Origin of the sequence: Ideonella oryzae, assembly GCF_024055665.1 — a bacterium.
Lineage (GTDB): Bacteria > Pseudomonadota > Gammaproteobacteria > Burkholderiales > Burkholderiaceae_C > Ideonella > Ideonella oryzae.
The window spans coordinates 212,661-237,095 of sequence record NZ_JAMXMC010000007.1 but is presented as its reverse complement, the minus strand read 5'-3'; the positions used below and the strand labels follow the sequence as shown (position 1 = coordinate 237,095).

The window sequence follows — 24,435 nt, the reverse complement described above, 5'->3', positions numbered from 1 at the left end:
CCTGGGCCAGGTGGGCAGCCGATGAGCGGCGAACTTCACCTGCCCGATCTGCCGGAGGTGCCGGTCAGCCTGGGCAAGGACCCTGGCGCACCCTGCCGGCCCCGTCTGGCCTGGCGCGCCCGTCTGGGCAGTCTGGCCGGGACGGCCCTGCCCCTGTTCACCATGGCCGTGCTGGCCGCCGGGACCTGGTGGCTGGTGAAGAACGCCCCTCAGCCTGAGACAACGCGTCCCCAAGCCGGCGTGCGCCACGTGCCTGATTACCAGGTGGAGCACTTCACGCTGGAGCGCTACGACGCGCAAGGCCGGCCGACCACCCGGATCGAGGGCGAGCATTCGCGCCATTACCCCGACACCGACGAGATCGAGATCGACACCGTCCACGCCCTGTTCTATCACCCCGATGGCCGGGTGACGCGGGCCACGGCGCGCGAGGCGCTGGCCGCGGGCGACGGCAGCAAGGTGCAGCTGATGGGCGCGGCCCATGTGATCAGCACCAGCACCTCGGGCGAAACGGTGACCATGCTGGGCGAGGAGTTGACTGCGGAGCCCAGGCTCCGGCGGGTGTCCTCGGACAAACCCGTGTCGGTCCGACAGGGCAACACCGAAGTGGTCGCCGATGCCTTCAGCTACGACCAGGCCAGCGGGCTGGTCACCCTGAGAGGCCACACCCGCGCCGTGCTGATGCCGCGTGCCGCCAGCGCCGCGCAGCGCTGAGATCCCCCGGAAGCCTTCGGGGCATCGATTTCGGCCCGGAAAGAACAATGCCCCGGAAGACCGGGGCATTGTTCAGGGGCAGCGCGAGGCTGCCAGGGGATCAGTAGCCGCCGCGGCCACCGCCACCACTGCGGCCACCGCCGCCGTAGGGGCTGCGGCCACCGCCGCCGCCGCCACCACCGTAGCCGCCGCCGCTGCCACCACCGCCGTAGGGGCTGCGGCCACCGCCGCCGCCACCGCCGAAGCCGCCGCGGCTACCGCCGCCGCCGAAGCCGCCCGGACGCTCTTCGCGGGGACGGGCCTCGTTGACCACGATGTTGCGGCCTTCCAGGGGCTGGCCGTTCATGCCGTTGATTGCGGCCTGGGCTTCGGCGTCCGAGCCCATTTCCACAAAGCCGAAGCCCTTGGAACGACCGGTTTCACGGTCCATCATCACCTTGGCAGAGGTGACGGTGCCGAACTCGGAGAACGCTTGTTGCAGGGAGTCGTCGCGCACGCTGTAGGCGAGGTTGCCGACGTAAAGTTTGTTTCCCATGGGGGAAGCTCCTTTCAATCACCAAAAGACCATGTGGAGCTTCAACCCAGCGTGAACCATCAAGCGAAGGTGCCGCGTCCAGACACAGCATTCATCACCCGTTTGACAACGGGTTGCGAGGCATTATGAACACAAAAGATTCGGAAGAGTAAAGGGGTCAACTGCAATCTGTTGTTTTGATGCTCCGATGGCCCGGGGCGGTGGATGGAATTCGGTGTTTGCGCCCCGTCGCCGAGAGGTTCACGCTGCGAAAAACCCACAGTTGCCGCCAGAATCGGCGGCATGGACCTGATCAAGCCCCTGATTGCGCTGCTGGCGATCGTCAACCCGATCGGGGCGGTGCCGTTCTTCATTCACTTCACCCAGGGGCTGACGCCTCAGGAGCGGCGACGCACGATCCGGGTCAGCTCGCTGACTGCCTTTGCGGTCATCGCCATCAGCGGCATCGCCGGCCTGAAGATCATCGCCTTCTTCGGTATCTCGGTGGCCTCCTTCCAGGTGGGCGGCGGCATGTTGCTGCTGGTGTCTTCACTGAACATGCTCAACGCCCGGCCCGGTGAGAGCCGCCCAGGGGATGCGGACCAGGGGCGGGCCAAGGCGGAATCCGGGGCCTCGGTGGCGGTGGTGCCGCTGGGCATTCCGTTGCTGACCGGTCCGGCCACCATCTCGACCATGGTGATCTACGCCGAGAAGACGCGGACCTTCTGGGAACACGCGGTGCTGGTGGGCTACGGCGTGGTGATCGGCGCGGCCACTTTCCTGGCCTTCTCGGCCGCGGGCCGCATCGCCCGGGTGCTGGGCCAGACCGGCATCAACGTGATGGTGCGGCTGATGGGTTTGATCCTGGCGGCGATGGCGGTGGAGCTGCTGGCCGACGGATTGGGCGTGCTGTTTCCGGTGCTGACGTCGCACGCCCGTTGAGCGACCGCTCAGGGGCCGCTGCGCCAGACGGCGGCGGCGGCCTCGAACAGGGTGTCCAGGGCCTCCGCCCGGGCCGGATCGTCCTGACTCTCCAGGGCGCCCAGCGACAGCGTGGTGTCCAGTCGGTGCTCGCGGGACACGGCCAGTCCGCCCACATGGGCCTCGCGCAGCGCCACCGCTTCCCGCGCCAGGCTCAGGCCGAAGCCGGCCCGCACCAGGTCCAGCATGGAGGCCTCCTGGTCCACCCGGGCCACGGTGCTGCGAGGCCGCCCGCCGAAGATGGGCCGCAGCAGGGCGTGGTGCACCGATTCCTTGGGTGTGTCGATCCACGGCAGGGCCGCCAGGTCCTCCCAGCGCCGTCCCTCCAGTCGGCCCTGCCAGCCCCGCGGCGCCACCACCACGTAGCGCACCGGGGCCAGGGTCTGCACCCGCCAGCCCGGGCCCTCGGCCTCGCCCAGGAAGAAGCCCAGGTCCACCCGGCCGTCCTGCACCTCCCGCAGCACGCTGCCCGAGATGCCGTGGCGCAGTTCCGGGTGCAGCTGCGGCCCCCGTTCGCGCACCGCGCGCAGGAACTCGCCCAGCCGAATGGCCGGCGGGTCCAGGATGGTGCCCACCACCACCGGCACGGCCGGCGCCGGCTGGCCGTCCACCGGGGCCGCGCGGGCCAGCTGGGCAAAGCGCTCGGCGGCATGCACCGTGTCGCGCGCCGCCGGCAGCAGGCGCTCGCCCTCGGCGCTCAGGCGCAGCCCGCGGCCGGTGCGCTCGGTCAGCACCTGGCCGATGCGGGCCTCCAGGGCGGAGAGCTGCATGGACAGGGCCGAGGGGCTGCAGTGCAGCGCATCGGCGGCACGGCCCAAGGTGCCATGGTCGGCAATGGCCACCAGGGCCTGGAGCTGGCGCAGATCGGCACGCATGCGATTTCAGGAATCTTGAAATGAGAGCTGGGGCAGAAGTGTGCTCAGTCCCGGCTACTTTGCCTAGAGTGCTTCATCAGGAGACAAGCCAAATTGAAATCAAACACCGCTTCCACGGCCCGCATGCCGGGCGCCGTCCAGGACTTCGATGTGGTCATCGTCGGTGCTGGCACCGCGGGCTGCCTGCTGGCCAACCGGCTGTCGGCCGATCCCGCCTGCCGTGTGCTGCTGATCGAGGCGGGCGGCAAGGACGACTACCTCTGGATCCACATCCCGGTGGGCTACCTGTACTGCATCGGCAACCCGCGCACCGACTGGCTCTACCAGACCGATTCCGACCCGGGCCTCAATGGCCGGCGCCTGCGCTACCCGCGCGGCAAGGTGCTGGGCGGCTGCTCCAGCATCAACGGCATGATCTACATGCGTGGCCAGTCACGCGACTACGACCGTTGGGCCGAACAGGTGGGCGATGCGGCCTGGCGCTGGGACGAGTGCCTGCCCGCCTTCCTGGCCCACGAGGACCATTGGCGTGGCGCCAGCGAACACCACGCCGCGCCGGGCCTTGATCCCAAGGGCGGGCGCGCTGGTGGCGAGTGGCGGGTCGAGCGCCAGCGCCTGTCCTGGAAGATCCTGGACGCTTTTGCTGCCGCAGCCCAGGAGGCCGGCATCCCGGCCACCGAGGACTTCAACCGGGGCAACAACGAGGGTGTGGGCTATTTCGAGGTCAACCAGCGCAATGGCTGGCGCTGGAACGCGGCCAAGGCCTTTCTGCGCCCAGCGCTGTTGCGCGACCACCGTGACAATCTGCATGTGTGGACCGGTGCCACCGTCAGCCGCCTGCTGATCGACACCGATGCCGACGGTGCGTCGCGCGTCACCGGGGTGGAGGTTCTGCCGCTGGGCGGCGGTGCGCCGCTGGTGGCGCGGGCCCGCCAGGAGGTGGTGATGGCTGCCGGCGCGGTCGGCACGCCGTCCATCCTGCAGCGCTCCGGGGTGGGCGATGGTGCCTTCCTGCACGGCCTGGGCATCACCCCGGTGCATGAGCTGCCCGGCGTGGGTGGGAACCTGCAGGACCATCTGCAGATCCGCGCGGTCTTCCAGGTGGACGGGGTGCCCACGCTCAACACGCTGGCCCAGACCTGGTGGGGCAAGGCCCGAATCGGCCTGGACTATGCGCTGCGCCGACGCGGGCCGATGAGCATGGCGCCGTCACAGCTGGGGGCCTTCACCCGCTCGTCGGAACGTTACGCCTGGCCCAATGTGCAGTACCACGTGCAGCCGCTGTCGCTGGAGGCCTTCGGCGAGCCCCTGCACAGCTTCAATGCCTTCACGGCCAGCGTCTGCAACCTCAACCCGAGCTCCCGCGGCCGCATCCGGATCACCTCGGCCGATCCGGAGGCCGCGCCGTCCATCCTGGCCAACTACCTCAGCACCGAGGAGGACCGTCAGGTCGCCGCGGACTCGCTGCGCCTGACCCGCCGCATCGCCGCCATGCCGTCGCTGGCGCCCTACCGGCCGCGGGAGGTCAAGCCCGGCGTCCAGTACCAGAGCGACGAGGACCTGGCCCGCCTGGCCGGGGACATTGGCACCACCATCTTCCATCCGGTGGGCACCTGCAAGATGGGGCGGTCGGACGATCCGATGGCGGTGGTGGACAGCCGCCTGCGCGTGCGTGGCCTGCGGGGCCTGCGGGTGGCTGACGCCAGCGTGATGCCCTCCATCACCAGCGGCAACACCAACTCGCCCACGCTGATGATCGCCGAGCGGGCGGCTGGCTGGATTCGCCAGGACCGGGGTTAGCCCTGATGTGCCTCAAGCCCCCGCGCCATTAAAGTGCGTCCACTCTCAGCGATAAGCCCCTGTGTGGTGCGCTGCTGTAGGGGGCCGAGGAGACAAAAACCGTTGGGCTGAGACTCAGAACTCAAGCCAGCCCATCCGGCGGGACCGACAACCGGGACCTGACCGGATCGTCACAATGTGACAATCAAGGGCGCCAGCCACCGCTGGCGCCCTTGTTCATTTCCGGCGTGCAAAGCGCCTCTGTTTCGCGCTTGCGCACCTCTGACGATGTGGGATTTGCTGCTGGTGGCGGCGGCCTCCGGGCTGGCCGGGTGTGTGGATGCCATCGTGGGTGGCGGCGGCCTGATCCTGGTGCCGGCCTTGTTCGCCACCTATCCCGCGGCCCCGCCGGCCACGCTGATGGGCACCAACAAGGGCGGTGCCATCTGGGGCACGGCCTGGGCGGCCGGCCAGTTCGCGCGCCGGGTGCAGCTGCGCTGGGCGGCGCTGGGGCCGGCGGTGGGCGCGGCCCTGCTGGGCAGCTTCGTGGGCGCCTGGACACTGACCCAGGTGCATGCCGACAGCCTGCGCCGTGCCCTGCCCTTCGTGCTGGCGGCCATCCTGCTCTACACCCTGCTGCGCAAGGACCTCGGTCGGGTCCACGCCCCGCGTCTGGCCGGCCGGGCGGAGGCCACCGCCGCCGGCCTGATCGGCCTGGGCATCGGCTTCTACGACGGCTTCTTCGGCCCAGGGACCGGCAGCTTCTTCGTGTTCCTGTTCGTGCGCGTGCTGGGCTACGACTTCCTCAACGCCTCGGCCGCGGCCAAGCTGCTCAACACTGCCACCAATGCGGCCGCGCTGGCGCTGTTCATCGCCAAGGGTCACCTCTGGTGGCAGGTGGCGGCGATGCTGGCCGTGGCCAATGTGGCCGGCAGCCTGCTGGGCACCCGCTTGGCGCTGCGCCACGGCGCCGGCTTCGTGCGCGGCGTGTTCATCGTGGTGGTCAGTCTGCTGATCCTCAAGACCGGCAGGGACGCGTTCGGGCACTGAGGTCCGCCCATGAAAAAGGGCCACCCCGTGGGGTGGCCCTGTGTCAGGCAACGCAGCGGGCTCAGGCGCGGCGGGCGGCCTTGACCTTCAGGCGCCAGGCGTGCAGCAGCGGCTCGGTGTAGCCGCTGGGCTGGGCCAGGCCCTTGAAGACCAGGTCCAGCGCCGCGCGGTAGGCGTAGCTGGTCTCGGCGTGGCCGGCCATCGGCAGGTACAGCGGGTCACCGGCGTTCTGCTGGTCCACCTTGGCGGCCATGCGCTCGAAGGTCTCGCGCACCTGGGCCTCGCTCACCACGCCGTGGTGCAGCCAGTTGGCCACGTGCTGGCTGGAGATGCGCAGCGTGGCGCGGTCTTCCATCAGGCCGATGTCGTTGATGTCGGGCACCTTGGAGCAGCCCACGCCCTGGTCGATCCAGCGCACCACGTAGCCCAGGATGCCCTGGATGTTGTTGTCGATCTCCTGTTGGCGCTCGGTCGCGCTCCAGGTTGCTTTGGCCACCACGGGGATGGTCAGCAGATCGTTGAGCAGCTTCTCGTGCAGGCCGCTGGTGGCCATGCTGGCGGCCTCGGCTTCCAGCGTCTGCTGCACCTCGGCCACGCTGACCTGGTGGTAGTGCAGCGCGTGCAGGGTGGCGGCGGTGGGGCTGGGCACCCAGGCGGTGTTGGCGCCGGCCTTGGGGTGGCCGATCTTCTGCTTGAGCATCTCGGCCATCAGGTCGGGCATGGCCCACATGCCCTTGCCGATCTGGGCGCGGCCGCGCAGGCCGCACTGCAGGCCGATCAGCACGTTGCGACGCTCGTAGGCGGCGATCCAGGCGCTGCCCTTGATGTCGCCCTTGCGCATCACCGGGCCGGCCAGCATGGCGGTGTGCATCTCGTCGCCGGTGCGGTCCAGGAAGCCGGTGTTGATGAAGGCCACGCGGCTGGCGGCCGCGGCGATGCAGGCCTTCAGGTTGACCGAGGTGCGGCGCTCCTCGTCCATGATGCCCAGCTTGACGGTGCTGGCCGGCAGGCCCAGCAGCTGCTCGACGCGGCCGAACAGCTCGTTGGCAAAGGCCACTTCGGTTGGGCCGTGCATCTTGGGCTTGACGATGTAGACCGAGCCCGCGCGGGAATTGGTGATGCCGTTCTGCCCATGGCGCTGCAGGTCGTGCATCGCGATGGCGGTGGTGATCACCGCGTCCAGGATGCCCTCGGGGATCTCGCGGCCGTCGGCGCCCCACAGGATGGCCGGGTTGGTCATCAGGTGGCCGACATTGCGCACGAACATCAGGCTGCGGCCGTGCAGGGCGACAGTGCCCTGGCCGCTCGGGGCGGTGTAGACGCGGTCGGCGTTCAGGCGGCGGGTGAAGGTGCTGCCGCCCTTGCTCACTTCCTCGGTCAGCGTGCCCAGCTGGATGCCCAGCCAGTTGCGGTAGGCCAGCACCTTGTCCTCGGCATCCACCGCGGCCACGGAGTCTTCCAGGTCCAGGATGGTGGACAGGGCGGCTTCCATGATGATGTCGCTCACGCCGGCGGCATCGCTCTGGCCGATCGGGGTGCTGCGGTCGATCTGGATGTCCAGGTGCAGGCCGTGGTGGGCCAGCAGCACGCTCTTGGGCGCGGCGGCCTCGCCCTGGTAGCCCACCAGCTGGGCCGGGTTGGTCAGGCCGGTGTGGGTGCCGTTCTTCAGCTTGACCACCAGCTGGCCGGCCTCGATGGCGTAGCCGGCGGCGTCCACATGGCTGGCGCTGACCAGCGGCGCGGCCTGGTCCAGCACCTGGCGGGCGAAGGCGATGACCTTGGCGCCACGCACCGGGTTGTAGCCGCGGCCCTTCTCGGCGCCGTCGGCCTCGGGGATGGCGTCGGTGCCGTACAGCGCGTCGTACAGGCTGCCCCAGCGCGCGTTGGCGGCGTTCAGGGCGTAGCGGGCGTTCAGGATGGGCACCACCAGCTGCGGGCCGGCCTGCACGGCCAGCTCGGCGTCCACGTTCGTGGTGGTGGCGCTCACGCAGGCCGGCTCGGGCACGATGTAGCCGATCTTCTCCAGGAAGCCGCGGTAGGCCGGCATGTCGGCGATGGGGCCCGGGTGGGCGCGGTGCCAGGCGTCCATCTCGGCCTGGATGCGGTCACGCTCGGCCAGCAGGGCGGCATTCTTGGGCGCCAGGTCGGCGACGATCTTGTCGAAGCCGGCCCAGAAGGCGGCGGCGTCCACGCCGGTGCCCGGCAGCACCTCGTCCTCGACGAAGCGGAAGAGTTCGTTGGCCACCTGCAGGCCGTGGATGGTGGTGCGTGCGTTCATATCGTCACCTCGGGTCGGTCAGAGAAGAAAGGGAAGGAAAACGGGGTGCGGCCTCAGGCCGCGGGAAAGAAGTCCAGCACGTCGCGCAGGCTGTGGCCGATGCGCGTGGGTTCGGTGCCCAGCCGCTCCAGCGGGCCGCCGGCGCGGTTCACCCACAGCGTGGTGAAGCCGGACCAGGTGGCGCCGATGGCGTCCCAGCCGTTGCTGGAGACGAAGAGGATCTCGCGGGCGGGCAGTTGCAGCGCGTCCGGGCCCACCTGGTAGGCGGTCGGGTCGGTCTTGAAGCGGCGGGTCTCATGCACGCTCAGCACCGGGTCCAGCAGGCCGCCGAAGCCGGCGCTGCGCACCGCGATGGCCAGCATCTCGGGGTCGCCGTTGGACAGGATGCCGGCGCGCACGCCGCGCGCCTTCAGCGCCTGCAGCACCTCGCGGTTCTCCGGGAAGGCCGACAGGTGCCGGTACTCGTTCATCAGCCGGTCCTCGGCCTCGGGCGCCAGGGTCAGGCCCAGCTTCTCGGCGCTGAACTGCAGGGCGCTGCGGGTCAGGGTCCAGAAGGGCTGGTAGGTGCCGCTCATCGACACCAGCCGGGTGTATTCGATCTGCTTGTCACGCCAGAGCTGGGCCAGGCGCTCGCCCGCGCCCGGGAACAGCTGCTCGGCCAGCAGCCCGACGCTGTACACGTCGAACAGGGTGCCGTAGGCGTCGAAGAGCACGGCACGGGGCTGGGGGCGCTTTTCCATGTCGACAATCTATTCGATACTTGCCAGAACATTGATAGCCGCAAAGTCGATTGATTCGTGACAAAAAGGTTCGAATCCTCGCGCTGACCCCATGGACCGCCTCAAGCAGATGGAAACCTTCGTGGCCGTGGCCACCCGCGGCTCGCTCAGCGCGGCCGCCCAGGCCGAGGGCGTGGCGCCGGCCATCATCGGCCGGCGCATGGATGCGCTGGAGGCCCGGCTGGGTGTCAAGCTGCTGACCCGCACCACCCGGCGCATCACCCTCACCCACGAGGGCAGCGCCTTCCTGGAAGATTGTCAGCGCCTGATCACCGACTTCAACAACGCCGAGGCCAGCGTGTCCGAAGGCGGCGTGAAAGCGAGTGGTCACTTGCGTCTGACCGCGCCGGCCGGCTTCGGCCGCCGCCATGTGGCGCCGCTGGTGCCGGCCTTCCTGGCCGAGCACCCGGACGTGACGCTGTCGCTGAACCTGTCCGACCGGGTGGTGGACATCGTCAACGAGGCGGTGGACTGTGCGGTGCGGGTGGGTGACCTGCCGGACTCGCGCCTGGTCAGCGTGCGCCTTGCCGACAACCGCCGCCTGTGCGTGGCATCACCCGCCTACCTGGCCCGGGCCGGCCAGCCGCAGCATCCGTCCGAACTGCTGCGGCACGAATGCCTGACGCTGAGCTCCGACGCCAGCCAGACCCGCGGCTGGGCCTTCCGCATCGACGGCGAGGTGCAGTACCTGCGCCCGCGCGGCCGGCTGGACTGCAGCGACGGTCAGGTGCTGCACGAGTGGTGCCTGCAGGGCCTGGGCATCGCCTGGCGCAGCACCTGGGAGGTGCAGGCCGACCTGGCGGCCGGCCGGCTGCTCAGCGTGCTGGACGATTTCGCGGCGCCGCCCAACGGCATCTACGCCGTCTTCCCCAGCGCCCGCCACCTGGCGCTGCGGGTGCGGTTGTGGATCGACTTTCTCAAGCACAGCTACGGCGACGCCGCCTACTGGGGCAGGCGCTGAGCGCGGCTGTTTTGCGCTTTCCCCTTGCGGTCGACCCGACCGGCCTGCTAGCCTGGGGCCGGCATGTGCCACCGGTCTGCAAGGAGACGCCGATGATGGACAAGGTTCAGATGGAAATGGCCAAGACGCTGTGGGAGCAATCCCGCGCCGCCGCCCGACAGGCGCAGGATGCCTGGGCCATGGTGCTGAAATCCCAGCAGACCCTGCTCAACTCGATGCGGCCCGCGGGCGCCCCTTTCGCCATGGCGGCCGACCAGTTCGAGAAGCTGGTGCAGTTCCAGACCGAACAGCAGCAGGCGGCGGTGGCCTTTGTCGAGAAGGTGTCGGCCGACTACACCAAGCTGCTGGAACAGCAGAAGAAGTGAAGACCGGCCCGCGCTCCGCACTCCGGACGCGATGAAAAAAGCCCGGCTTCGGCCGGGCTTTGTCGTTCTGGCGGCAAGCCGCCGTCAACAGCTCACTTCGCGCTCAGGCATTCCTTCATGAAGGCCTTGCGCTCGGCGCCGGCCAGGTTCTTGGCCTTGGCGTCGGCGTTGCAGGTCTTCATCTTCTCCTGCTGGGCCGTCTTGGCCGAGCCCGAGGCCGCTGCCTCCGGCGCCTTGGCGCTCAGGCAGCTCTTCATGAAGGCCTTGCGCTCGGCGCCCTTCTTGTCGCCGGCCTGCTCGTTGCAGGCGCCCATCTTGCTCTGCTGGGCCGTCTTGACCTTGGGGGCGGAAGCAGCCGGAGCGGCGGCGGTTTGTGCCATGGCGAAACCAGCGACGGAGGCCAGGGCGGCAGCCAGGATGAAGTGCTTCATGAAGTCCTCTGCATTTTGAGATGGTGGGTGGGACAGTGCCGCAAGCGTATGACACTGTCCTGACCATTTCAACGCGGACAGTCCCATCCCGTTGACCCTCCTGTGGGGGAGAGGCCTCAACTGGCCTGGGGACGCCGGGGGATCAGAGGATGCGCTGCGGGTGCCGCAGGGCCTCATGGGCCTCGTGCAGCCGGCGCACCAGCACCCGGATGAAGCCGCTGTCGAAGCGGTGGCGGGTGCGTTCGCTGAGTTGCTCCAGCGCATCGGGCGTGAAGGAGATCGTGGTGCAGGGCTCGCTCACCACCACGTCGGCCGAATGCTTGCGCAACTCGGCGCTGGGTGCCAGGTAGGCCAGCTCGCCCACCGAGGTGCCCGCGCCAAAGCTGGCCACCTTCTGCCCATCGCGGAAGACCTCCACCTCGCCCTGGGCGATGATGTGGAAACGCCGCCCCTCTTGCCCGACCTTGTAGATGTGGTGGCCCAGCGGAAAGCGCTGCCAGCGCGCCCGGTGCACCACCTCCCACAGCTCCACGTCGCCGAAGCCGGTGAAGAAGTCCAGGCTGCGCAACAGGGTGAAACGTTCCGAGTCCAGCACCCGCTGCAGCGGGCCGCGGGGCACCTCGTTGTTCGTGATCAGGGCGGAGAGCTGGTTGGCGAAGTGCTCCCAGTCGGCGGGGCGGTCCTCGGCCTTCTTGGCCAGGGCGTGGCGGATGACCTGGTCCAGCGCCTCGGTCACGCCCTCGCGGCTGCCCACCAGGGTGTCGGGCTCGCGGTGCCAGATCATGTTGAGCAGCGCGCCCTGGTTGTCCGCCTCGAAGGGCGGGCGGCCGGCCACCAGGTGGTAGAGCACCGCGGCCAGGGAATAGATGTCGGCCCGGCAGTCCACGGACGCACCATCGAGCTGTTCGGGCGAGATGTAGGCCAGCGAGCCGACGCGGTGGATCTGGGTCTGGTCCGAGCCCAGGTCCAGCACGCTGCCGAAGTCGCTGATCTTCAGGTCGGTGATGTCGTCGCCGTCGGTGGTGACCAGGATGTTGGCCGGCTTCACGTCGCGGTGCACCAGGCCCTGGCGGTACATGTAACCCAGGGCCATCGCGCACTTGAAGCCCACTTCCACCACCTGTTCCAGCGACAGCAGTCGCTCCGGGCTGCAGAAGTGCCGCAGCGTGACGCCCGGCACGTACTCCATCACAAGGTAGCGGGAATCGGGTTCTTCCACCGCGTCGAGCAGCTGCACCACGTTCGGGTGGTTGAGCTTGCCCACCAGGGCAGCCTCGGCGGCGAAGAAGCGGTTGGAAAAGCGCGTTTCCACCTCGGTGGCATGGGGGCGGGCCTGCACCCGCTTGATCGCCACCGGCCGGTCGTTGAAGCGGTCGTGCGCCAGGAAGACCTCGCTGGTGGCCCCGGTGCCCAGACGCGAAGCCACCCGGTACTTGCCGATGTGCGCCGGCAGATCCGGCTGCAGCGCCAGCGTCACGGTGGATTCGTGGCGGCCGGAGCGGGTCGGATTCGAGTGGGTGGGCGAGACGGTCGAGGACATGGGCGCACGCCCGGGCGGGACGGTCGTTCAAGAGTCCCCACTGTGCCAGCACTCTGACAGGTCCAGCGCCGGAACAGAGCGGTCAGCGTCCGGCTTTTCGGCAGGCGCAACCTTAGAATCCGCCCATGATCCAAGCCAAGGCAGAGCTCCAGCGCGCGCTGGCCGCTGCGGTCGCGCAGCTGGCCCCTGACGCCGCCCTCACCCCCCAATTCGAATCGCCCAAGCAGGCCGCCCATGGCGACCTGGCCATCACCGTGGCGATGCAGCTGGCCAAGCCGCTGCGTTCCAACCCCCGTGCCGTGGCCGAGCAGCTGGTGGCCGCCCTGAAGGCGCAGCCGGCCTTCGAGCGCTGGGTGTCCGCGCTCGAGATCGCCGGCCCCGGCTTCATCAACCTGCGCCTGGCCCCGGCGGCCAAGCAGGCCGTGGTGGCCGAGGTGCTGGCCGCGCCCGACGCCTTCGGTCGCCAGCCGGCCAATGGCCAGAAGCTGATGGTGGAGTTCGTCTCGGCCAACCCCACCGGGCCGCTGCATGTGGGCCATGCCCGCCAGGGCGCGCTGGGCGACAGCCTGTGCCACCTGTTCCAGACCCAGGGCTGGGACGTCACCCGCGAGTTCTACTACAACGACGCGGGCGTGCAGATCGCCACGCTGGCCAACTCCACCCTGTGCCGCATCAAGGGGCTCAAACCCGGCGACGCTGATTGGCCGGAAAGTGCCTACAACGGCGACTACATTGCCGACATCGCCGCTGATTTCCTGGCCAAGAAGACAGTCAAGGCCGACGACCGCGAGTTCACCGCCTCGGGGGATCCGGACGACCTGGACGGCATCCGCCAGTTCGCCGTGGCCTACCTGCGCCACGAGCAGGACCTGGACCTGCAGGCCTTCAGCGTGCAGTTCGACAACTACTACCTCGAGTCCAGCCTCTACACCAGCGGCCGGGTCGAGAAGACCGTCAACGCGCTGATCGCCGCGGGCAAGACCTACGAGAAGGATGGCGCGCTGTGGCTGCGCTCCACCGACGACGGGGACGACAAGGACCGGGTCATGCGCAAGACCGACGGCTCCTTCACCTACTTTGTGCCGGACGTGGCCTACCACATCGCCAAGTGGGAGCGCGGCTTCACCAAGGTCATCAACTGCCAGGGCACCGACCACCACGGCACCATCGCCCGGGTGCGTGCCGGCCTGCAGGGCGTGGGCCTGGGCATCCCCCAGGGCTACCCCGACTACGTGCTCAACACCATGGTGCGGGTGATGCGCAACGGCGCCGAGGTCAAGATCAGCAAGCGCGCAGGCAGCTACGTCACGCTGCGCGACCTGATCGACTGGACCAGCCGGGACGCGGTGCGCTTCTTCCTGATCAGCCGCAAGGCCGACACCGAGTTCACCTTCGACATCGACCTGGCGCTCAAGCAGAACGACGAGAACCCGGTGTTCTACGTGCAGTACGCCCATGCCCGCATCTGCTCGGTGCTGGCCCAGGGTGCAGCCCAGGGCCTGTCGCCTGAGGGCGCCGATCTGTCGCTGCTGACCGCGCCGGCCGAGCTGGCGCTGATGCTCAAGCTGTCCGAATACCCCGAGATGCTCAGCTCGGCGGCGGCCTCGCTGGCGCCGCACGACGTGGCCTTCTATGTGCGTGACCTGGCCGCAGCCTTCCACAGCTACTACGCGGCTGAGCGCTTCCTGGTGGAGGACAAGGCGCTGGCGCAAGCCCGCCTGGCCCTGCTGTCGGCCACGCGCCACGTGCTGCGCAACGCGCTGGCGGTGCTGGGCGTGAGCGCCCCAGAATCCATGGTTCGCGCGGAACAACAGGAGAACGCATGAAGCTCGGCAGCGGTGCCCGCCGGCAGGCACAGCGGGGTGGTTTCGTCCTGGGCATGATCGTCGGCCTGCTGGTGGGCCTGGCCATCGCCCTGGGGGTGGCGCTCTACATCGCCAAGGTGCCGGTGCCCTTCATGGACAAGGTCGGCCACCGCACCCCCGAGCAGGAGGCCCAGGAGACCGAGAAGCTCAAGACCTGGGACCCCAACGCCGGCCTGGCCGGCAAGCAGGCGCCCCGTCCGGCCATGGCCGCTTCCGAGGCCGGCAGCGCGCCGCTGCCTTATGTCGGCGGGGCCTCCTCGCCGGTGCCGGTGGCCGTGGTGGGCAAGCCGGCGTCGGCGGCCAAGCCCGCCTCCGCCGTGTCACCCGCGCCCGCCCCGGTGGAAGCCAAGTCCAAGCGCGACCCGGCGGCCATCCTGTCGGGAGCCCCGGTGTCGGCCCATGCCGACAAGCCGGCGGAACCCGCAGCCGCCGGCGCGGATCCCTTCCTCTACTTCGTCCAGGCCGGGGCCTATTCCAACGCCAACGATGCCGAGCAGCAGCGCGCGCGTCTGGCCATGCAGGGGCTGGTGGCCAAGGTGTCCGAGCGCGAGCAGGCCGGGCGCAATGTCTACCGGGTCCGCCTGGGGCCCTTCGACAACCGGGACGAAGCCGAACGCCAGCAGGACCGCCTCAAGGGTGCGGGCATGGATTCGGCCCTGGTGCGGGTGGAGCGCAGCAAGGCCCAGCCCTGAAGCACGGTCACCGGCGGCCCTCGGCACCCTTCCCCTTTACAAGGATCTTCCCCGATGAATCGGCGTGACTTTTCCCTGCACCTGACCGGCCTGGCCGGGTTGGTGTCCCTGAGCGGCCCGGCCCTGGCGCAAGGTGCGCCGGTGGAAGGCAAGGACTTCCAGCGCGTGTCGCCGCCGGTGCCCATGGCGCCGACCGGCAAGGTCGAGGTGGTGGAGTTCTTCTGGTACGGCTGCCCCCACTGCAATGCGCTGGAGCCCTCGCTGGAAGCCTGGGTCAAGCGCCTGCCGCCCACTGTCCATTTCGAGCGCGTGGCGGCCACCTTCACCCCCATGCACAGCTACCACGCCCGCATCTATTACGCGCTGGAACTGATGGGCAAGGTCGAGGCCTTCCACACCAAGGTGTTCGCTGCCATGCATGTGCAGCACCAGCGCCTGGACAAGGATGCCGACGTCGCCGCCTTCTTCATCGCCCAAGGCCTGGACGGCCAGAAGGTGGTGCAGACGATGAAGTCCTTCACCGTCGAGGGCAAGCTGCGCCAGGCCAAGGCCCTGGCCCAGGGCTACAAGATCGACGGCGTGCCCACCCTGGGCATCCAGGGGCGGTTCACCACCTCGGCGGCCATGACCGGCAGCGAGCCCCGGCTCTACGCCACCGCCGACATGCTCATCGCGCAGGTCGGCAAGAGCCTGGGCTGAGCGCGGGAGCGCCGTCTGCAAGCCCCATCCGGGGCGGCAGGTCAAGTCTTTCGGCGAGTTCCCCTGCGGCTTGCTCGGGTCGAACGATGCCCGCCGCAGTGCGGGGCGGGCATCGTAGAATGGACAGCAATTTTCATGCCGATAACCATGCCGCTGCGTCGCTCTTCCCCCGCTCTGGCCCTGTCCATCCTTCTGATGGTGGGCGCGGTTGCGCATGCCGAGAAGGCCGACCGCCAGCAGCCGCTGGTGGTGGAGAGCGATGGCAAGCAGAGCGCCCAGGTGGACCTGGCCCGCAAGCTCACCGTGGTCAGCGGCAATGTCAGCATCGCCCAGGGCACCATGCTGATCCGGGCCGACCGGGTCGAGGTGCGTGAGCCCCAGGACGGCGTGTACAACGCGGTGGCCTTCAGCTGGCCCAGCCAGCAGGCCACCTTCCGCCAGAAGCGCGACCGCGAGAACGAGTACATCGAAGCCCAGGCGGACCGCATCGAATACGACGGGGCCACCGAAAAGGTGAAGTTCCTGGGCAACGCCTGGCTGCGCATGCGCCGCGCTGGCGTGGTGACCGACGAGGCCAGCGGCGCCATCATCACCTACGACCAGAAGATCGACACGGTCATCTTTGACGGCGAGGCGCCCACGGTGAAACCGGGCGTGGTGCCCGGCAAGGTGCGCCTGGTGTTCACGCCACGCAGCGCCTCGGCGCCGGCGGCGGCCTCGGCAGCGAGCAGCGGGGCCAGTGCGGCGGGGGCAGGTCGGTGAGCGGTCCCGTTCTGACGGCGCACAGCCGCCTGGAGGCCAGTGGCCTGCGCAAGACCTACGGTGCCCGCACCGTGGTCAAGAGCGTGCACCTGTCCGTGTCCGCCGGCGAGGTGGTCGGTCTGCTGGGCCCCAACGGGGCCGGCAAGACCACCACCTTCTACATGGTCGTGGGCCTGGTGCGCTGCGACGACGGCCAGATCACCATCGACGGCACGCCGGTGGAGCGCATGCCCATCCACCAGCGCTCGCGCCTGGGCCTGTCCTATCTGCCGCAGGAAGCCTCGATCTTCCGCAAGCTCACGGTGGACGAGAACATCCGCGCCGTGCTGGAGCTGCAGACCGACGAGCGCGGCAAGCCGCTCAAGGCCGAGGCCATCCAGCGCCAACTCGATCAGTTGCTCAGCGACCTGAGCCTGACCGGCTTGCGCGACACGCCGGCACCCGCCCTGTCGGGTGGCGAGCGCCGCCGGGTGGAGATCGCCCGCGCCCTGGCCACCCAGCCACGCTTCATCCTGCTGGACGAGCCCTTTGCCGGCGTGGACCCGATCGCGGTGATCGAGATCCAGCGCATCATCAGCTTCCTCAAGGCGCGCGGCATCGGCGTGCTGATCACCGACCACAACGTGCGCGAGACCCTGGGCATCTGCGACAGGGCCTACATCATCAGCCAGGGCGACGTGCTGGCCGAAGGCACCCCGCAGCAAATCATCGAGAACCCGGACGTGCGCCGGGTTTACCTCGGCGAACACTTCCGAATGTGAGTCCGAGACGATGAAGCCGACCCTGCAGGTCCGCCTGTCCCAGCACCTGGCGCTCACGCCCCAGTTGCAGCAATCCATCCGCCTGCTGCAGCTGTCCACGCTGGAGCTGCATCAGGAAGTCGAGCAGATGCTCGAGCAGAACCCCTTTCTCGAGCCGGAAGAGGAACGCAGCAGCTTCGAGGAGCAGATCGTGGCCGACCGGGCCAGCGCGAGCAGCAGCAGTTCGACGGCGTCTGACGAAGACAGCGGTGGTGGCAGTGGCGAAGGTTCGGACGAGCCGGCTGGGATGGAGGCCTCGGACTTTGGCACCACCGAGCGCGACGACTGGGAGAACGGCACCGAGGGCGACGACTTCGACGGCATCCGCGAGACGCCCAGCGCCGCGCCGTCCAGTGGGGGCGACGACGACTTCGAGCCGCAGGACCGCGCCGGCAGCGGTCCCACGCTGCAGGACCACCTGCGCACCCAGCTCAGCGGCATGCGCCTGGCCGACCGCGACGCTGCGGCCGTGCTGGTCCTGATCGAATCGCTGGACGAGGACGGCTACCTGGACGGCTCGCTGGAGGAGATCGCCGAGCGCATCGCCGATTCGCTGGAGATCACCGACCCGGAGGCCCGCGAGGCCCTGCAAGACGAACTGCGCTGCGGCCTGAAATGGCTCCAGAGCCTGGAGCCGGCCGGTGTGGGTGCGGCCAACCTGTCCGAATGCCTCACGCTGCAGCTGCGTCAACGGGCTGACACCCCGGCGCGCGCTTGTGCGCTGCAGATCGCGACGTCCCACCTGGAGCTGCTGGCCCGGCGCGACCTGAAGAAGCTCTCGGCCGCCACCGGCTGCGACGAGGCCACGGTCAAGGCCGCCCAGGCCCTGATCGTGGCCTGTGAGCCCAAGCCCGGTCGGCCCTTCGCCCGGGCCGAGCAGCTGATCGTGGTGCCCGACGTGATCGTGGTGAAGTCCGGCCGCAACTGGAAGGCCACGCTCAACCCGGACGTGATGCCCAAGCTGCGTGTGTCCGACCTCTACGCCCAGGCCATCCGTGGCCAGCGCGGCGGCGGCAACCTGTCGGCCCGGCTGCAGGAAGCCCGCTGGTTCATTCGCAACATCCAGCAGCGCTTCGACACCATCCTGCGCGTGAGTGCGGCCATCGTCGAGCGGCAGAAGAACTTCTTCACCCATGGCGAGATCGCGATGAAGCCGCTGGTGCTGCGCGAGATCGCCGACGAGCTGGGCCTGCACGAATCCACGATCTCGCGCGTGACCACCGCCAAGTACATGTCCACGCCGCAGGGCACCTTCGAGCTGAAGTACTTTTTCGGCTCCTCGCTCAACACCGATGCCGGCGGCAATGCCTCCAGCACCGCGGTGCGCGCGCTGATCAAGCAGTTCGTGGCCGCCGAAGACATCAAGAAGCCGCTGTCCGACAGCCAGATCGCCGACATGCTCGAAGAGCAGGGCATCCAGGTGGCCCGCCGCACCGTGGCCAAGTACCGCGAAGCGCTCAAGATCGCGCCCGCCAACCTCCGCAAGGCTCTATGAGTTCGACCCCCACCCCGGCGCCCGGCGCAGCCGGTCCGCGCCGTGTGGTGCGGGCCGATGGTCCTCGTCCTGGCGCCAGCGTCCGCCAGGGCACCCTGTTCATGCCCTGCGCTGCCGGCACCGAGCCCTGGCTGGCCGAGGAATGCCAGGCCCTGCTGGGCCCGCAGACCCGGGTCGAGGCCGGCCGCGGCGGCGTCTATGTCGAGGGTGGCCTGCCCGAGGCCATGCGCCTGAACCTGGGCAGCCGGCTGGCCCAGCGCGTGCTGTGGCAGGTGGCCGAGGGCGGCTACGCCAGTGAGCACGACCTCTACGACCTGGCGCGGCGGGTGCGCTGGAACGACTGGATCACGGCCCAGCAGACCTTGCGGGTGGACGCCAGTGCCTGGCGCTCGCCGCTGCAGAGCCTGAACTTCGCGGCCTTGCGCATCAAGGACGCCGTCTGCGACCAGATGCGCGAGGCCTGCGGCGAGCGGCCCAGCGTGGACACCCACCACCCCGACCTGTCGCTGGTGCTGCACCTGGGGCCCGACCACGCCAGCTTGAGCGTGGACCTGTCGGGCGAGGCCCTGTTCAAGCGCGGCTGGCGCGAGGCCAAGGGCGAGGCGCCCCTGAAGGAGACCCTGGCTGCGTCCATGCTGGCGGCCATCGGCTGGCACGGCCGGCCCGAGGACGGCGGCCTGCTGGACCCCTGCTGCGGCGCCGGCACCATCGCCATTGAGGCCGCGCAGATCGCCTGCGGCATCGCGCCCGGCCTGCAGCGCCGCTTTGCCTTCGAGCGCCTGCTGCCCTTCCGGGACCAGCTGGGCGCCTGGCGCGAGATGAAGGCCGCGGCCCAGGCCGCCGTGCATGCGCCGGCGGTGCCGGTGTGGGCGGGCGACGTGTCCTTCCGCATGACCGACTTCGCCACGCGCAATGCCGAGCGCGCCGGCGTCAGGCACGCCATCGAGTTCAAGACCGCCGACGCGCTGCAGCGCCCCGCGCCGGCCGACCACGGCGTGCTGCTGATGAACCCGCCCTATGGCGAGCGCATCGCGCCCAAGGGCTCCGGCCAGGGCCAGGGCAACCTGGGCCACGGCCGGGCCGGCGCGCAGGGCGAGAAGTTTGAAGGCGCGGCCGACGCGGGCGAGTTCTACGCCCGCCTGGCCGCGCACTGGAAGAAGGGCTACGCCGGCTGGACGGCCTGGGTGCTCACGCCCGAGGCCAAGCTGCCCAGCCTGATGCGGCTGAAGGAAAGCCGGCGCGTGCCGATGTGGAACGGGCCGATCGAGTGCCGGCTGTTCCGCTTCGACATGGTGGCCGGCTCGGCCCGCAAGGCCGGAGACGCCGCCGCGCCCTGAGCCCCGGGGGTCAGCCCTTGAGCAGCCCGCTCAAGCCGCCCAGCAGGCTGCCCAGGTCGGGCGATTCCGCGGCCGTGGCGGGCAGCTGGCCTTGCGGCGTCATCTTGTTCACCAGCTCCGGCAGCATCTGCGCCAGCTGGCCCAGCAGGGCCTGGCCCTGGGGTCCTTGGGCCTGCTGCAGCAGGCCAGCCAGCGCCGGGTGGCTGCCCAGCGCGGACTGCAGCTGATCGGCGCTGATCGGCAGGTTCTGGCCGTTGGAGATCCAGGAACCCACCACATCGCCCAGGCCGCCCTGCTCAAAGTGCTGCACCAGGCCGGCCAGACCACCGCCGGGGGCCTGGCTGTCCAGCAGCTGGGTGGCGATGGACATCAGGTCCGGGGTGTTGCCGCCGCCCGCCGATTCGTTCAGCAGGCCGCTCACCGCATCCAGCAGTCCCATGGCGTTCTCCTTCAGGTGGGATGAAAGCCTGCAGCATGACCGCCCCGGATGACCTTGTCACGTCCGCCGTGATGGCCCGCCGGGGCGCTGTGCAAAAGGTGGGGCGGGCGTGGAGCCCGCGCCACGGCGCTCAGCCGGCCAGGGCCAGCAGGCTCAGGGCGGCCAGCGGCGCGGTGTCGGCCCGCAGCACGCGCGGGCCCAGGCTCAGCGGGCTGAAGCCGGCCTGCCGGGCCAGGGCTTCCTCGCGCGGGTCCAGGCCACCTTCGGGGCCGGACAGCAGCAGCACCGGCCCCCGGGCCTGCAGCAGCGTGGCCGGTTCGGCCGCGTCGGGGCCGAAGCTCAGCACATGCCGCAGGCCGGTGGCGGAGCCCGCCTCGCCCAGCCAGCGCTCGAAGCTCAGGATGGGGCCCACGGTGGGCACCCGGGTGCGGCCGCTTTGCTCGGCCGCCGCCACGGCCACGGCCTGCCAATGGGCCCTTCGCTTCTCGGCCCGGTCGCCAGCGAGCTTGAGCACCGAGCGGGCGCACATCAGCGGCTGGATGGCGGCGGCGCCCAGTTCGGTGGCCTTCTCCACCAGGGCATCCATGCGCTCGTTGGCGGGCATGCCCAGGGCGATGGTCACCGGGCAGGCCAGTTCACGCGCGGTTGGCACATGGGCGCAGATGCGCAGGTCCACGTCCTGACGGCCCATGCGGGTCACGGTGGCCTCCCACTCGCCGCCCTGGCCGTTGAAGACGGTCAGGCCGTCGCCGGGCTGCAGGCGCAGCACCTGGATGTGGCGGGAGGGCTCGGGGGGCAGGGTCAGCTCGGCGCCTTCGTGCAGGGGCGCTTCCAGGTGGACTCGGACGGGCATGGGCGTGAGTGTGCCAGCCTCGGGCCGGGACGCCGAGCTTCAGCCCGCGGCGCGCAGCGCGTCCAGGAACTGCCGCACCGCGGCCATGCCGTGGTCGTCCCGCAGTCCCTGGGCGAAGCGCCGGGCCAGGGTCTGCAGTTCGGTGGGGCCGGCAGCGCGCTCCACCTCCAGCGCGAAACGGTAGCCCTTCACCAGGCCCAGCTGGCCCTTGGCCTGGGCGGTCAGGGTGTCGTAGAGGGCGCTGTAGCTCGCGTCGCCAATGGCTTGCAGCACATCCTGCTGCAGCTGGGCGGTTTCGTCGCCTTCGGGCCGGAACTCGCTGGGCACCGTGTCCGCGCTGTCTGCCGATGATCCGTCGGGCTTGCGCACAGGGCGGGCGGCAGCGCCCGCGCCCTGCGCCTCGGCAATCAGGCCGGCCTCCAGCAGCGAGGCCAGGTCGGCATCCACCAGCCCCCGGATCTGCTGCAGCCAGAAGGCACCCGGCTGGCTGTCGTTGATGACCAGCAGCAGGTTGCGCACCGGGCGGGGCAGGGCCTGGGACCGGGATTGGATCTCCGCGTGGCCCGCGGCGGTCTTGACGTAGCGTTTACTGCTCATGCTGTCTGACGGCCGGGCAAGGGCGCGCGGCGTGCGCGCGGAGGGGGCTCGGGGTCAGCGCGCCGGCGTGGCCGGCCGGTCGCGCAGTTCGCGCCGCAGCACCTTGCCCACCGGCGTCTTGGGCAGGTCGTTGCGGAACTCCACCAACTTGGGTCGCTTATACCCGGTCAGGTTGGCTTCGCACCAGTGCCGCACGTCGGCTTCTGTCACTGCGGGGTCCTTTTTCACGATCACGACCTTCACCACCTCGCCGGCCTTCTCGTCGGGCACCCCGACGGCGGCGCACTCCATGATGCCCGGCATTTGGGTGATCACGTCCTCGACTTCGTTAGGGTAAACATTGAAGCCGGACACCAGGATCATGTCCTTCTTGCGGTCGACGATGCGGAAGTAGCCGCGTTCGTCCACCATGCCCACGTCGCCGGTGCGGAAGAAGCCGTCGGCGGTCATCACCCGGGCGGTCTCGTCCGGGCGCTGCCAGTAGCCGGCCATCACCTGCGGGCCGCGCACCGCGATCTCGCCGGCCTGGCCCGCGGGCACTTCGTGGCCCTCGTCGTCGATCAGGCGCAGTTCGGTGTTGGGCACCGGCAGGCCGATGGTGCCGCTGTAGGCACTCGAGGTGGTGGGGTTGCAGGACACCACCGGCGAGGTCTCCGACAGGCCATAGCCCTCGCAGATCGGGCAGCCGGTCTTCTCCAGCCACAGCTTGGCCGTGGCCTGCTGCACCGCCATGCCGCCGCCCACCGACATCTTCAGGTGGCTCCAGTCCACCTTGTCGAAGTCGGGGTGGTGGGCCAGGGCGTGGAACAGCGTGTTGACCGCCGGGAAGCTGTGGAAGCGCTCGGTGGACAGCGTCTTGAGCGTGCCCGCCAGGTCGCGCGGGTTGGGGATCAGGATGCCGCAGCCGCCCATGCGCAGGCCCAGCATCATGTTCGTGTTGAAGCCGAAGATGTGATAGAGCGGCAGCGCGCAGATGGTGACCACCTGGCCCTCGTTGGCCACGCGGTCGATGGCCGGGCGGTACCAGGCCTCGGACTGCAGCACATTGGCCACCAGGTTGCGGTGCAGCAGCACCGCGCCCTTGCTGATGCCGGTGGTGCCGCCGGTGTACTGCAGCACCGCGATGTCGTCCGGGCGCACGCTCACCGGCTTGAACACGGCGCCACGGCCCTGGGCGACGGCGTCGTTGAAGCGCACCGCGTCGGCCAGCTGGAACTCGGGCACCATCTTCTTGACCCGGCGCACCACGTGGTTGACCACCGCGCCCTTGATCCAGCCCAGCATGTCGCCCATGGCGGTCAGCACCACATGGTCGACCACCTTGGCGTGGGCCTGCGCCGCCTGCAGCGTGGCGGCGAAGTTCTCCATGATGACGATGGACCGGGTGCCGGCGTCCTTGAGCTGGTGCTCCAGCTCGCGCGGGGTGTAGAGCGGGTTGACGTTGACCACCACCATGCCGGCGCGCAGGATGCCCGCCACCACCACCGGGTACTGGGGCACGTTGGGCATCATCACCGCCACGCGGTCACCGGGTTGCAGGCCGCTGGCCTGCAGATAGGCCGCGAAGGCGCGTGAGAGCTCGTCCACCTGGGCATAGCTGAAGCTCTTGCCCATGAAGCGGTAGGCCGGCAGTGCGGCGTGCTTGCGGAAGCTCTCCTCCAGCAGGGCGACCAGCGAGGGATAGACCGACACGTCGATGTCGGCGGGCACGCCTTCCGGATAGTGCTTCAACCAGATTCGTTCCATTCCCGGGGACTCCATAGATGCGGCCCAGATCGTAATCGAACGATCGTTCGAAAATAAGTCCGATCCGGGTAATCCCGGGGGGGTGTCTCCGGTCCGCGGCGCTCAGCCGGTCTGCAGGGCGGCCAGCACGATGTCGCGCGAATACGGGGCCGCCACCTGGCGCAGGAAGCGCGGGAAGTCGACGTGCGCCGCGTCGTCGGCGCGGTCGGAGATGCTGCGCAGCACCGCGAAGGGCCGGCCGAAGTCGTGGCAGACCTGGGCCACCGCCGCGCCTTCCATCTCCACGGCCAGGGCGTCGGGCAGGTCGGCCCGCAGCGTGTCCACCTCGGCGCGCGAGGAGACAAAGCGGTCGCCGCTGATCACCAGGCCGGTGCGGACCCGAGGCGCCTGCACGCCGAACTCGCGCAGCGCGGGCGGCGGGGCCTCGCGCAGCACCTGCGCGGCCGCGCGGGCCAGCCGGCCCGAGAGCGTGCCATCGGCGGCGAAGCGGCTGATGCCGGTCAGCGGCACCTCCCAGCGCGGGAACAGCGGCGAGGCGTCCATGTCGTGCTGCAGCAGGGTGTCGGCCACCACCACGTCGCCCACCGTCACGCCCGGGCCGATGCCGCCGGCCACGCCGGTGAACAGCAGCTCACCCACGTCGAAGCGGTCCAGCAGCAGCGCGGTCGTGGTGGCCGCGGCCACCTTGCCCACGCCGCACAGCACCAGGATGGCGTCGTGGCCGGCCAGGCGGCCGCGGTGCAGGGTGCGGCCGGCCAGGGTCTGGGTGTGGTCGACGTCCAGCCGCGCCTGCAGCGCGGCCAGCTCGTCGGGCAGGGCGCTGACGATGGCGAGGACCATTGTAATATGATGCTATCAGACGGTTACGTGTATAGGGGGGGGA

At 69.7% G+C, this 24,435-nt stretch carries 24 protein-coding genes; 13 read left to right on the top strand and 11 right to left on the bottom strand.

Translation table 11 applies throughout. From position 1 onward, the window contains the following. The first annotated feature begins 21 nt into the window (after window positions 1-21). Window positions 22-714: an LPS export ABC transporter periplasmic protein LptC gene (gene lptC, locus M0L44_RS13740; protein WP_252770274.1), complete on the top strand. Its 693-nt coding sequence runs from the start codon at window positions 22-24 to the stop codon at window positions 712-714. A gap of 100 nt (window positions 715-814) precedes the next feature. Here the strand turns inward: lptC and rbp are convergent, their stop codons facing one another. After that, window positions 815-1,249 carry an RNA-binding regulator gene (gene rbp / locus M0L44_RS13735; protein WP_252770273.1) on the bottom strand — a complete coding sequence of 145 codons (435 nt, stop codon included), beginning with the start codon at window positions 1,247-1,249 and terminating at the stop codon, window positions 815-817. Window positions 1,250-1,531: 282 nt separating this feature from the next. Between rbp and M0L44_RS13730 the strand changes: the two genes are divergently transcribed. Continuing rightward, window positions 1,532-2,170 (top strand): MarC family protein, encoded by a 639-nt coding sequence (locus tag M0L44_RS13730; RefSeq protein WP_252770272.1) that lies wholly within the window; start codon window positions 1,532-1,534, stop codon window positions 2,168-2,170. Window positions 2,171-2,178: 8 nt separating this feature from the next. Here M0L44_RS13730 and M0L44_RS13725 read toward each other — a convergent pair whose 3' ends face one another. Next, on the bottom strand, window positions 2,179-3,084 hold the full coding sequence (locus tag M0L44_RS13725) for a LysR family transcriptional regulator (RefSeq protein ID WP_252770271.1): 906 nt from the start codon (window positions 3,082-3,084) through the stop codon (window positions 2,179-2,181). Window positions 3,085-3,207: 123 nt separating this feature from the next. On the opposite strand from M0L44_RS13725, the gene M0L44_RS13720 reads away from it, so the two are divergent. Both M0L44_RS13720 and M0L44_RS13715 read left to right on the top strand, forming a co-directional pair. Continuing rightward, the gene (locus tag M0L44_RS13720; protein WP_252770429.1) at window positions 3,208-4,884 is read left to right on the top strand and encodes a GMC family oxidoreductase; all 1,677 of its coding nucleotides are present in this window, start codon (window positions 3,208-3,210) and stop codon (window positions 4,882-4,884) included. Window positions 4,885-5,151: 267 nt separating this feature from the next. After that, on the top strand, window positions 5,152-5,913 hold the full coding sequence (locus M0L44_RS13715; protein WP_252770270.1) for a sulfite exporter TauE/SafE family protein: 762 nt from the start codon (window positions 5,152-5,154) through the stop codon (window positions 5,911-5,913). A gap of 61 nt (window positions 5,914-5,974) precedes the next feature. Here the strand turns inward: M0L44_RS13715 and M0L44_RS13710 are convergent, their stop codons facing one another. Both M0L44_RS13710 and M0L44_RS13705 read right to left on the bottom strand, forming a co-directional pair. Continuing rightward, window positions 5,975-8,191 carry a malate synthase G gene (locus tag M0L44_RS13710; RefSeq protein WP_252770269.1) on the bottom strand — a complete coding sequence of 739 codons (2,217 nt, stop codon included), beginning with the start codon at window positions 8,189-8,191 and terminating at the stop codon, window positions 5,975-5,977. 53 nt (window positions 8,192-8,244) lie between these two features. Further along, window positions 8,245-8,931 carry a haloacid dehalogenase type II gene (locus tag M0L44_RS13705; RefSeq protein ID WP_252770268.1) on the bottom strand — a complete coding sequence of 229 codons (687 nt, stop codon included), beginning with the start codon at window positions 8,929-8,931 and terminating at the stop codon, window positions 8,245-8,247. A 91-nt stretch (window positions 8,932-9,022) separates the two neighbouring features. On the opposite strand from M0L44_RS13705, the gene M0L44_RS13700 reads away from it, so the two are divergent. Further along, the gene (locus tag M0L44_RS13700; protein WP_252770267.1) at window positions 9,023-9,931 is read left to right on the top strand and encodes a LysR family transcriptional regulator; all 909 of its coding nucleotides are present in this window, start codon (window positions 9,023-9,025) and stop codon (window positions 9,929-9,931) included. Between the two features lie 92 nt (window positions 9,932-10,023). Next, the gene (locus M0L44_RS13695; protein ID WP_252770265.1) at window positions 10,024-10,296 is read left to right on the top strand and encodes a hypothetical protein; all 273 of its coding nucleotides are present in this window, start codon (window positions 10,024-10,026) and stop codon (window positions 10,294-10,296) included. A gap of 92 nt (window positions 10,297-10,388) precedes the next feature. On the opposite strand, the gene M0L44_RS13690 is transcribed toward M0L44_RS13695, so the two are convergent. Together M0L44_RS13690 and M0L44_RS13685 are read right to left on the bottom strand one after the other, a co-directional pair. Next, on the bottom strand, window positions 10,389-10,727 hold the full coding sequence (locus M0L44_RS13690) for a PsiF family protein (protein WP_435526419.1): 339 nt from the start codon (window positions 10,725-10,727) through the stop codon (window positions 10,389-10,391). A 142-nt stretch (window positions 10,728-10,869) separates the two neighbouring features. After that, window positions 10,870-12,267 (bottom strand): serine/threonine-protein kinase, encoded by a 1,398-nt coding sequence (locus M0L44_RS13685; protein ID WP_252770263.1) that lies wholly within the window; start codon window positions 12,265-12,267, stop codon window positions 10,870-10,872. A gap of 125 nt (window positions 12,268-12,392) precedes the next feature. On the opposite strand from M0L44_RS13685, the gene argS reads away from it, so the two are divergent. The 7 genes from argS (at window position 12,393) to M0L44_RS13650 (ending at window position 19,917) form a co-directional block, all read left to right on the top strand. After that, window positions 12,393-14,093, top strand: coding sequence for an arginine--tRNA ligase (gene argS, locus M0L44_RS13680; protein ID WP_252770262.1), 1,701 nt, complete (start codon window positions 12,393-12,395; stop codon window positions 14,091-14,093). Then, entirely contained in the window at window positions 14,090-14,824 is a 735-nt protein-coding gene (locus M0L44_RS13675; RefSeq protein WP_252770260.1) for an SPOR domain-containing protein, read from the top strand. The genes argS and M0L44_RS13675 overlap by 4 nt, the downstream gene beginning before the upstream one ends. A 54-nt stretch (window positions 14,825-14,878) precedes the next feature. Further along, window positions 14,879-15,523: a thiol:disulfide interchange protein DsbA/DsbL gene (locus M0L44_RS13670; RefSeq protein WP_252770258.1), complete on the top strand. Its 645-nt coding sequence runs from the start codon at window positions 14,879-14,881 to the stop codon at window positions 15,521-15,523. A 147-nt stretch (window positions 15,524-15,670) separates the two neighbouring features. Further along, window positions 15,671-16,285 (top strand): lipopolysaccharide transport periplasmic protein LptA, encoded by a 615-nt coding sequence (lptA, locus tag M0L44_RS13665; RefSeq protein ID WP_252770257.1) that lies wholly within the window; start codon window positions 15,671-15,673, stop codon window positions 16,283-16,285. Continuing rightward, entirely contained in the window at window positions 16,282-17,046 is a 765-nt protein-coding gene (gene lptB, locus M0L44_RS13660) for an LPS export ABC transporter ATP-binding protein (RefSeq protein ID WP_252770255.1), read from the top strand. The genes lptA and lptB overlap by 4 nt, the downstream gene beginning before the upstream one ends. Window positions 17,047-17,056: 10 nt before the next feature. After that, window positions 17,057-18,580 carry an RNA polymerase factor sigma-54 gene (locus tag M0L44_RS13655; protein ID WP_252770252.1) on the top strand — a complete coding sequence of 508 codons (1,524 nt, stop codon included), beginning with the start codon at window positions 17,057-17,059 and terminating at the stop codon, window positions 18,578-18,580. Window positions 18,581-18,681: 101 nt separating this feature from the next. Beyond that, window positions 18,682-19,917, top strand: a complete 1,236-nt coding sequence (locus M0L44_RS13650) for a THUMP domain-containing class I SAM-dependent RNA methyltransferase (RefSeq protein WP_252770426.1) — start codon at window positions 18,682-18,684, stop codon at window positions 19,915-19,917. Window positions 19,918-19,927: 10 nt separating this feature from the next. On the opposite strand, the gene M0L44_RS13645 is transcribed toward M0L44_RS13650, so the two are convergent. The 5 genes from M0L44_RS13645 to M0L44_RS13625 form a co-directional block, all read right to left on the bottom strand. Beyond that, a complete protein-coding gene (locus M0L44_RS13645; protein WP_252770250.1) occupies window positions 19,928-20,356 on the bottom strand; it encodes a YidB family protein in 429 nt (142 codons plus the stop codon). Between the two features lie 130 nt (window positions 20,357-20,486). Further along, entirely contained in the window at window positions 20,487-21,209 is a 723-nt protein-coding gene (locus M0L44_RS13640; RefSeq protein ID WP_252770249.1) for a 16S rRNA (uracil(1498)-N(3))-methyltransferase, read from the bottom strand. A gap of 39 nt (window positions 21,210-21,248) precedes the next feature. Further along, on the bottom strand, window positions 21,249-21,806 hold the full coding sequence (locus tag M0L44_RS13635; RefSeq protein ID WP_252770248.1) for a hypothetical protein: 558 nt from the start codon (window positions 21,804-21,806) through the stop codon (window positions 21,249-21,251). A gap of 54 nt (window positions 21,807-21,860) precedes the next feature. Further along, window positions 21,861-23,552, bottom strand: a complete 1,692-nt coding sequence (locus M0L44_RS13630) for a long-chain-fatty-acid--CoA ligase (RefSeq protein WP_252770245.1) — start codon at window positions 23,550-23,552, stop codon at window positions 21,861-21,863. A gap of 102 nt (window positions 23,553-23,654) precedes the next feature. Next, complete coding sequence (locus M0L44_RS13625) at window positions 23,655-24,392, bottom strand: 5'-methylthioadenosine/adenosylhomocysteine nucleosidase (RefSeq protein ID WP_252770244.1); 738 nt, start codon at window positions 24,390-24,392, stop codon at window positions 23,655-23,657. Window positions 24,393-24,435 lie beyond the last annotated feature (43 nt).

Bases quoted from the DNA above. Each gene is read 5' to 3' on its own strand.
- lptC (WP_252770274.1), top strand. From the start codon at position 22: ATGAGCGGCGAACTTCACCTGCCCGATCTGCCGGAGGTGCCGGTCAGC.
- rbp (WP_252770273.1), bottom strand. From the start codon at position 1,249: ATGGGAAACAAACTTTACGTCGGCAACCTCGCCTACAGCGTGCGCGAC.
- M0L44_RS13730 (WP_252770272.1), top strand. From the start codon at position 1,532: ATGGACCTGATCAAGCCCCTGATTGCGCTGCTGGCGATCGTCAACCCG.
- M0L44_RS13725 (WP_252770271.1), bottom strand. From the start codon at position 3,084: ATGCGTGCCGATCTGCGCCAGCTCCAGGCCCTGGTGGCCATTGCCGAC.
- M0L44_RS13720 (WP_252770429.1), top strand. From the start codon at position 3,208: ATGCCGGGCGCCGTCCAGGACTTCGATGTGGTCATCGTCGGTGCTGGC.
- M0L44_RS13715 (WP_252770270.1), top strand. From the start codon at position 5,152: ATGTGGGATTTGCTGCTGGTGGCGGCGGCCTCCGGGCTGGCCGGGTGT.
- M0L44_RS13710 (WP_252770269.1), bottom strand. From the start codon at position 8,191: ATGAACGCACGCACCACCATCCACGGCCTGCAGGTGGCCAACGAACTC.
- M0L44_RS13705 (WP_252770268.1), bottom strand. From the start codon at position 8,931: ATGGAAAAGCGCCCCCAGCCCCGTGCCGTGCTCTTCGACGCCTACGGC.
- M0L44_RS13700 (WP_252770267.1), top strand. From the start codon at position 9,023: ATGGACCGCCTCAAGCAGATGGAAACCTTCGTGGCCGTGGCCACCCGC.
- M0L44_RS13695 (WP_252770265.1), top strand. From the start codon at position 10,024: ATGATGGACAAGGTTCAGATGGAAATGGCCAAGACGCTGTGGGAGCAA.
- M0L44_RS13690 (WP_435526419.1), bottom strand. From the start codon at position 10,727: ATGAAGCACTTCATCCTGGCTGCCGCCCTGGCCTCCGTCGCTGGTTTC.
- M0L44_RS13685 (WP_252770263.1), bottom strand. From the start codon at position 12,267: ATGTCCTCGACCGTCTCGCCCACCCACTCGAATCCGACCCGCTCCGGC.
- argS (WP_252770262.1), top strand. From the start codon at position 12,393: ATGATCCAAGCCAAGGCAGAGCTCCAGCGCGCGCTGGCCGCTGCGGTC.
- M0L44_RS13675 (WP_252770260.1), top strand. From the start codon at position 14,090: ATGAAGCTCGGCAGCGGTGCCCGCCGGCAGGCACAGCGGGGTGGTTTC.
- M0L44_RS13670 (WP_252770258.1), top strand. From the start codon at position 14,879: ATGAATCGGCGTGACTTTTCCCTGCACCTGACCGGCCTGGCCGGGTTG.
- lptA (WP_252770257.1), top strand. From the start codon at position 15,671: ATGCCGCTGCGTCGCTCTTCCCCCGCTCTGGCCCTGTCCATCCTTCTG.
- M0L44_RS13655 (WP_252770252.1), top strand. From the start codon at position 17,057: ATGAAGCCGACCCTGCAGGTCCGCCTGTCCCAGCACCTGGCGCTCACG.
- M0L44_RS13650 (WP_252770426.1), top strand. From the start codon at position 18,682: ATGCCCTGCGCTGCCGGCACCGAGCCCTGGCTGGCCGAGGAATGCCAG.
- M0L44_RS13645 (WP_252770250.1), bottom strand. From the start codon at position 20,356: ATGGGACTGCTGGATGCGGTGAGCGGCCTGCTGAACGAATCGGCGGGC.
- M0L44_RS13640 (WP_252770249.1), bottom strand. From the start codon at position 21,209: ATGCCCGTCCGAGTCCACCTGGAAGCGCCCCTGCACGAAGGCGCCGAG.
- M0L44_RS13635 (WP_252770248.1), bottom strand. From the start codon at position 21,806: ATGAGCAGTAAACGCTACGTCAAGACCGCCGCGGGCCACGCGGAGATC.
- M0L44_RS13630 (WP_252770245.1), bottom strand. From the start codon at position 23,552: ATGGAACGAATCTGGTTGAAGCACTATCCGGAAGGCGTGCCCGCCGAC.
- M0L44_RS13625 (WP_252770244.1), bottom strand. From the start codon at position 24,392: ATGGTCCTCGCCATCGTCAGCGCCCTGCCCGACGAGCTGGCCGCGCTG.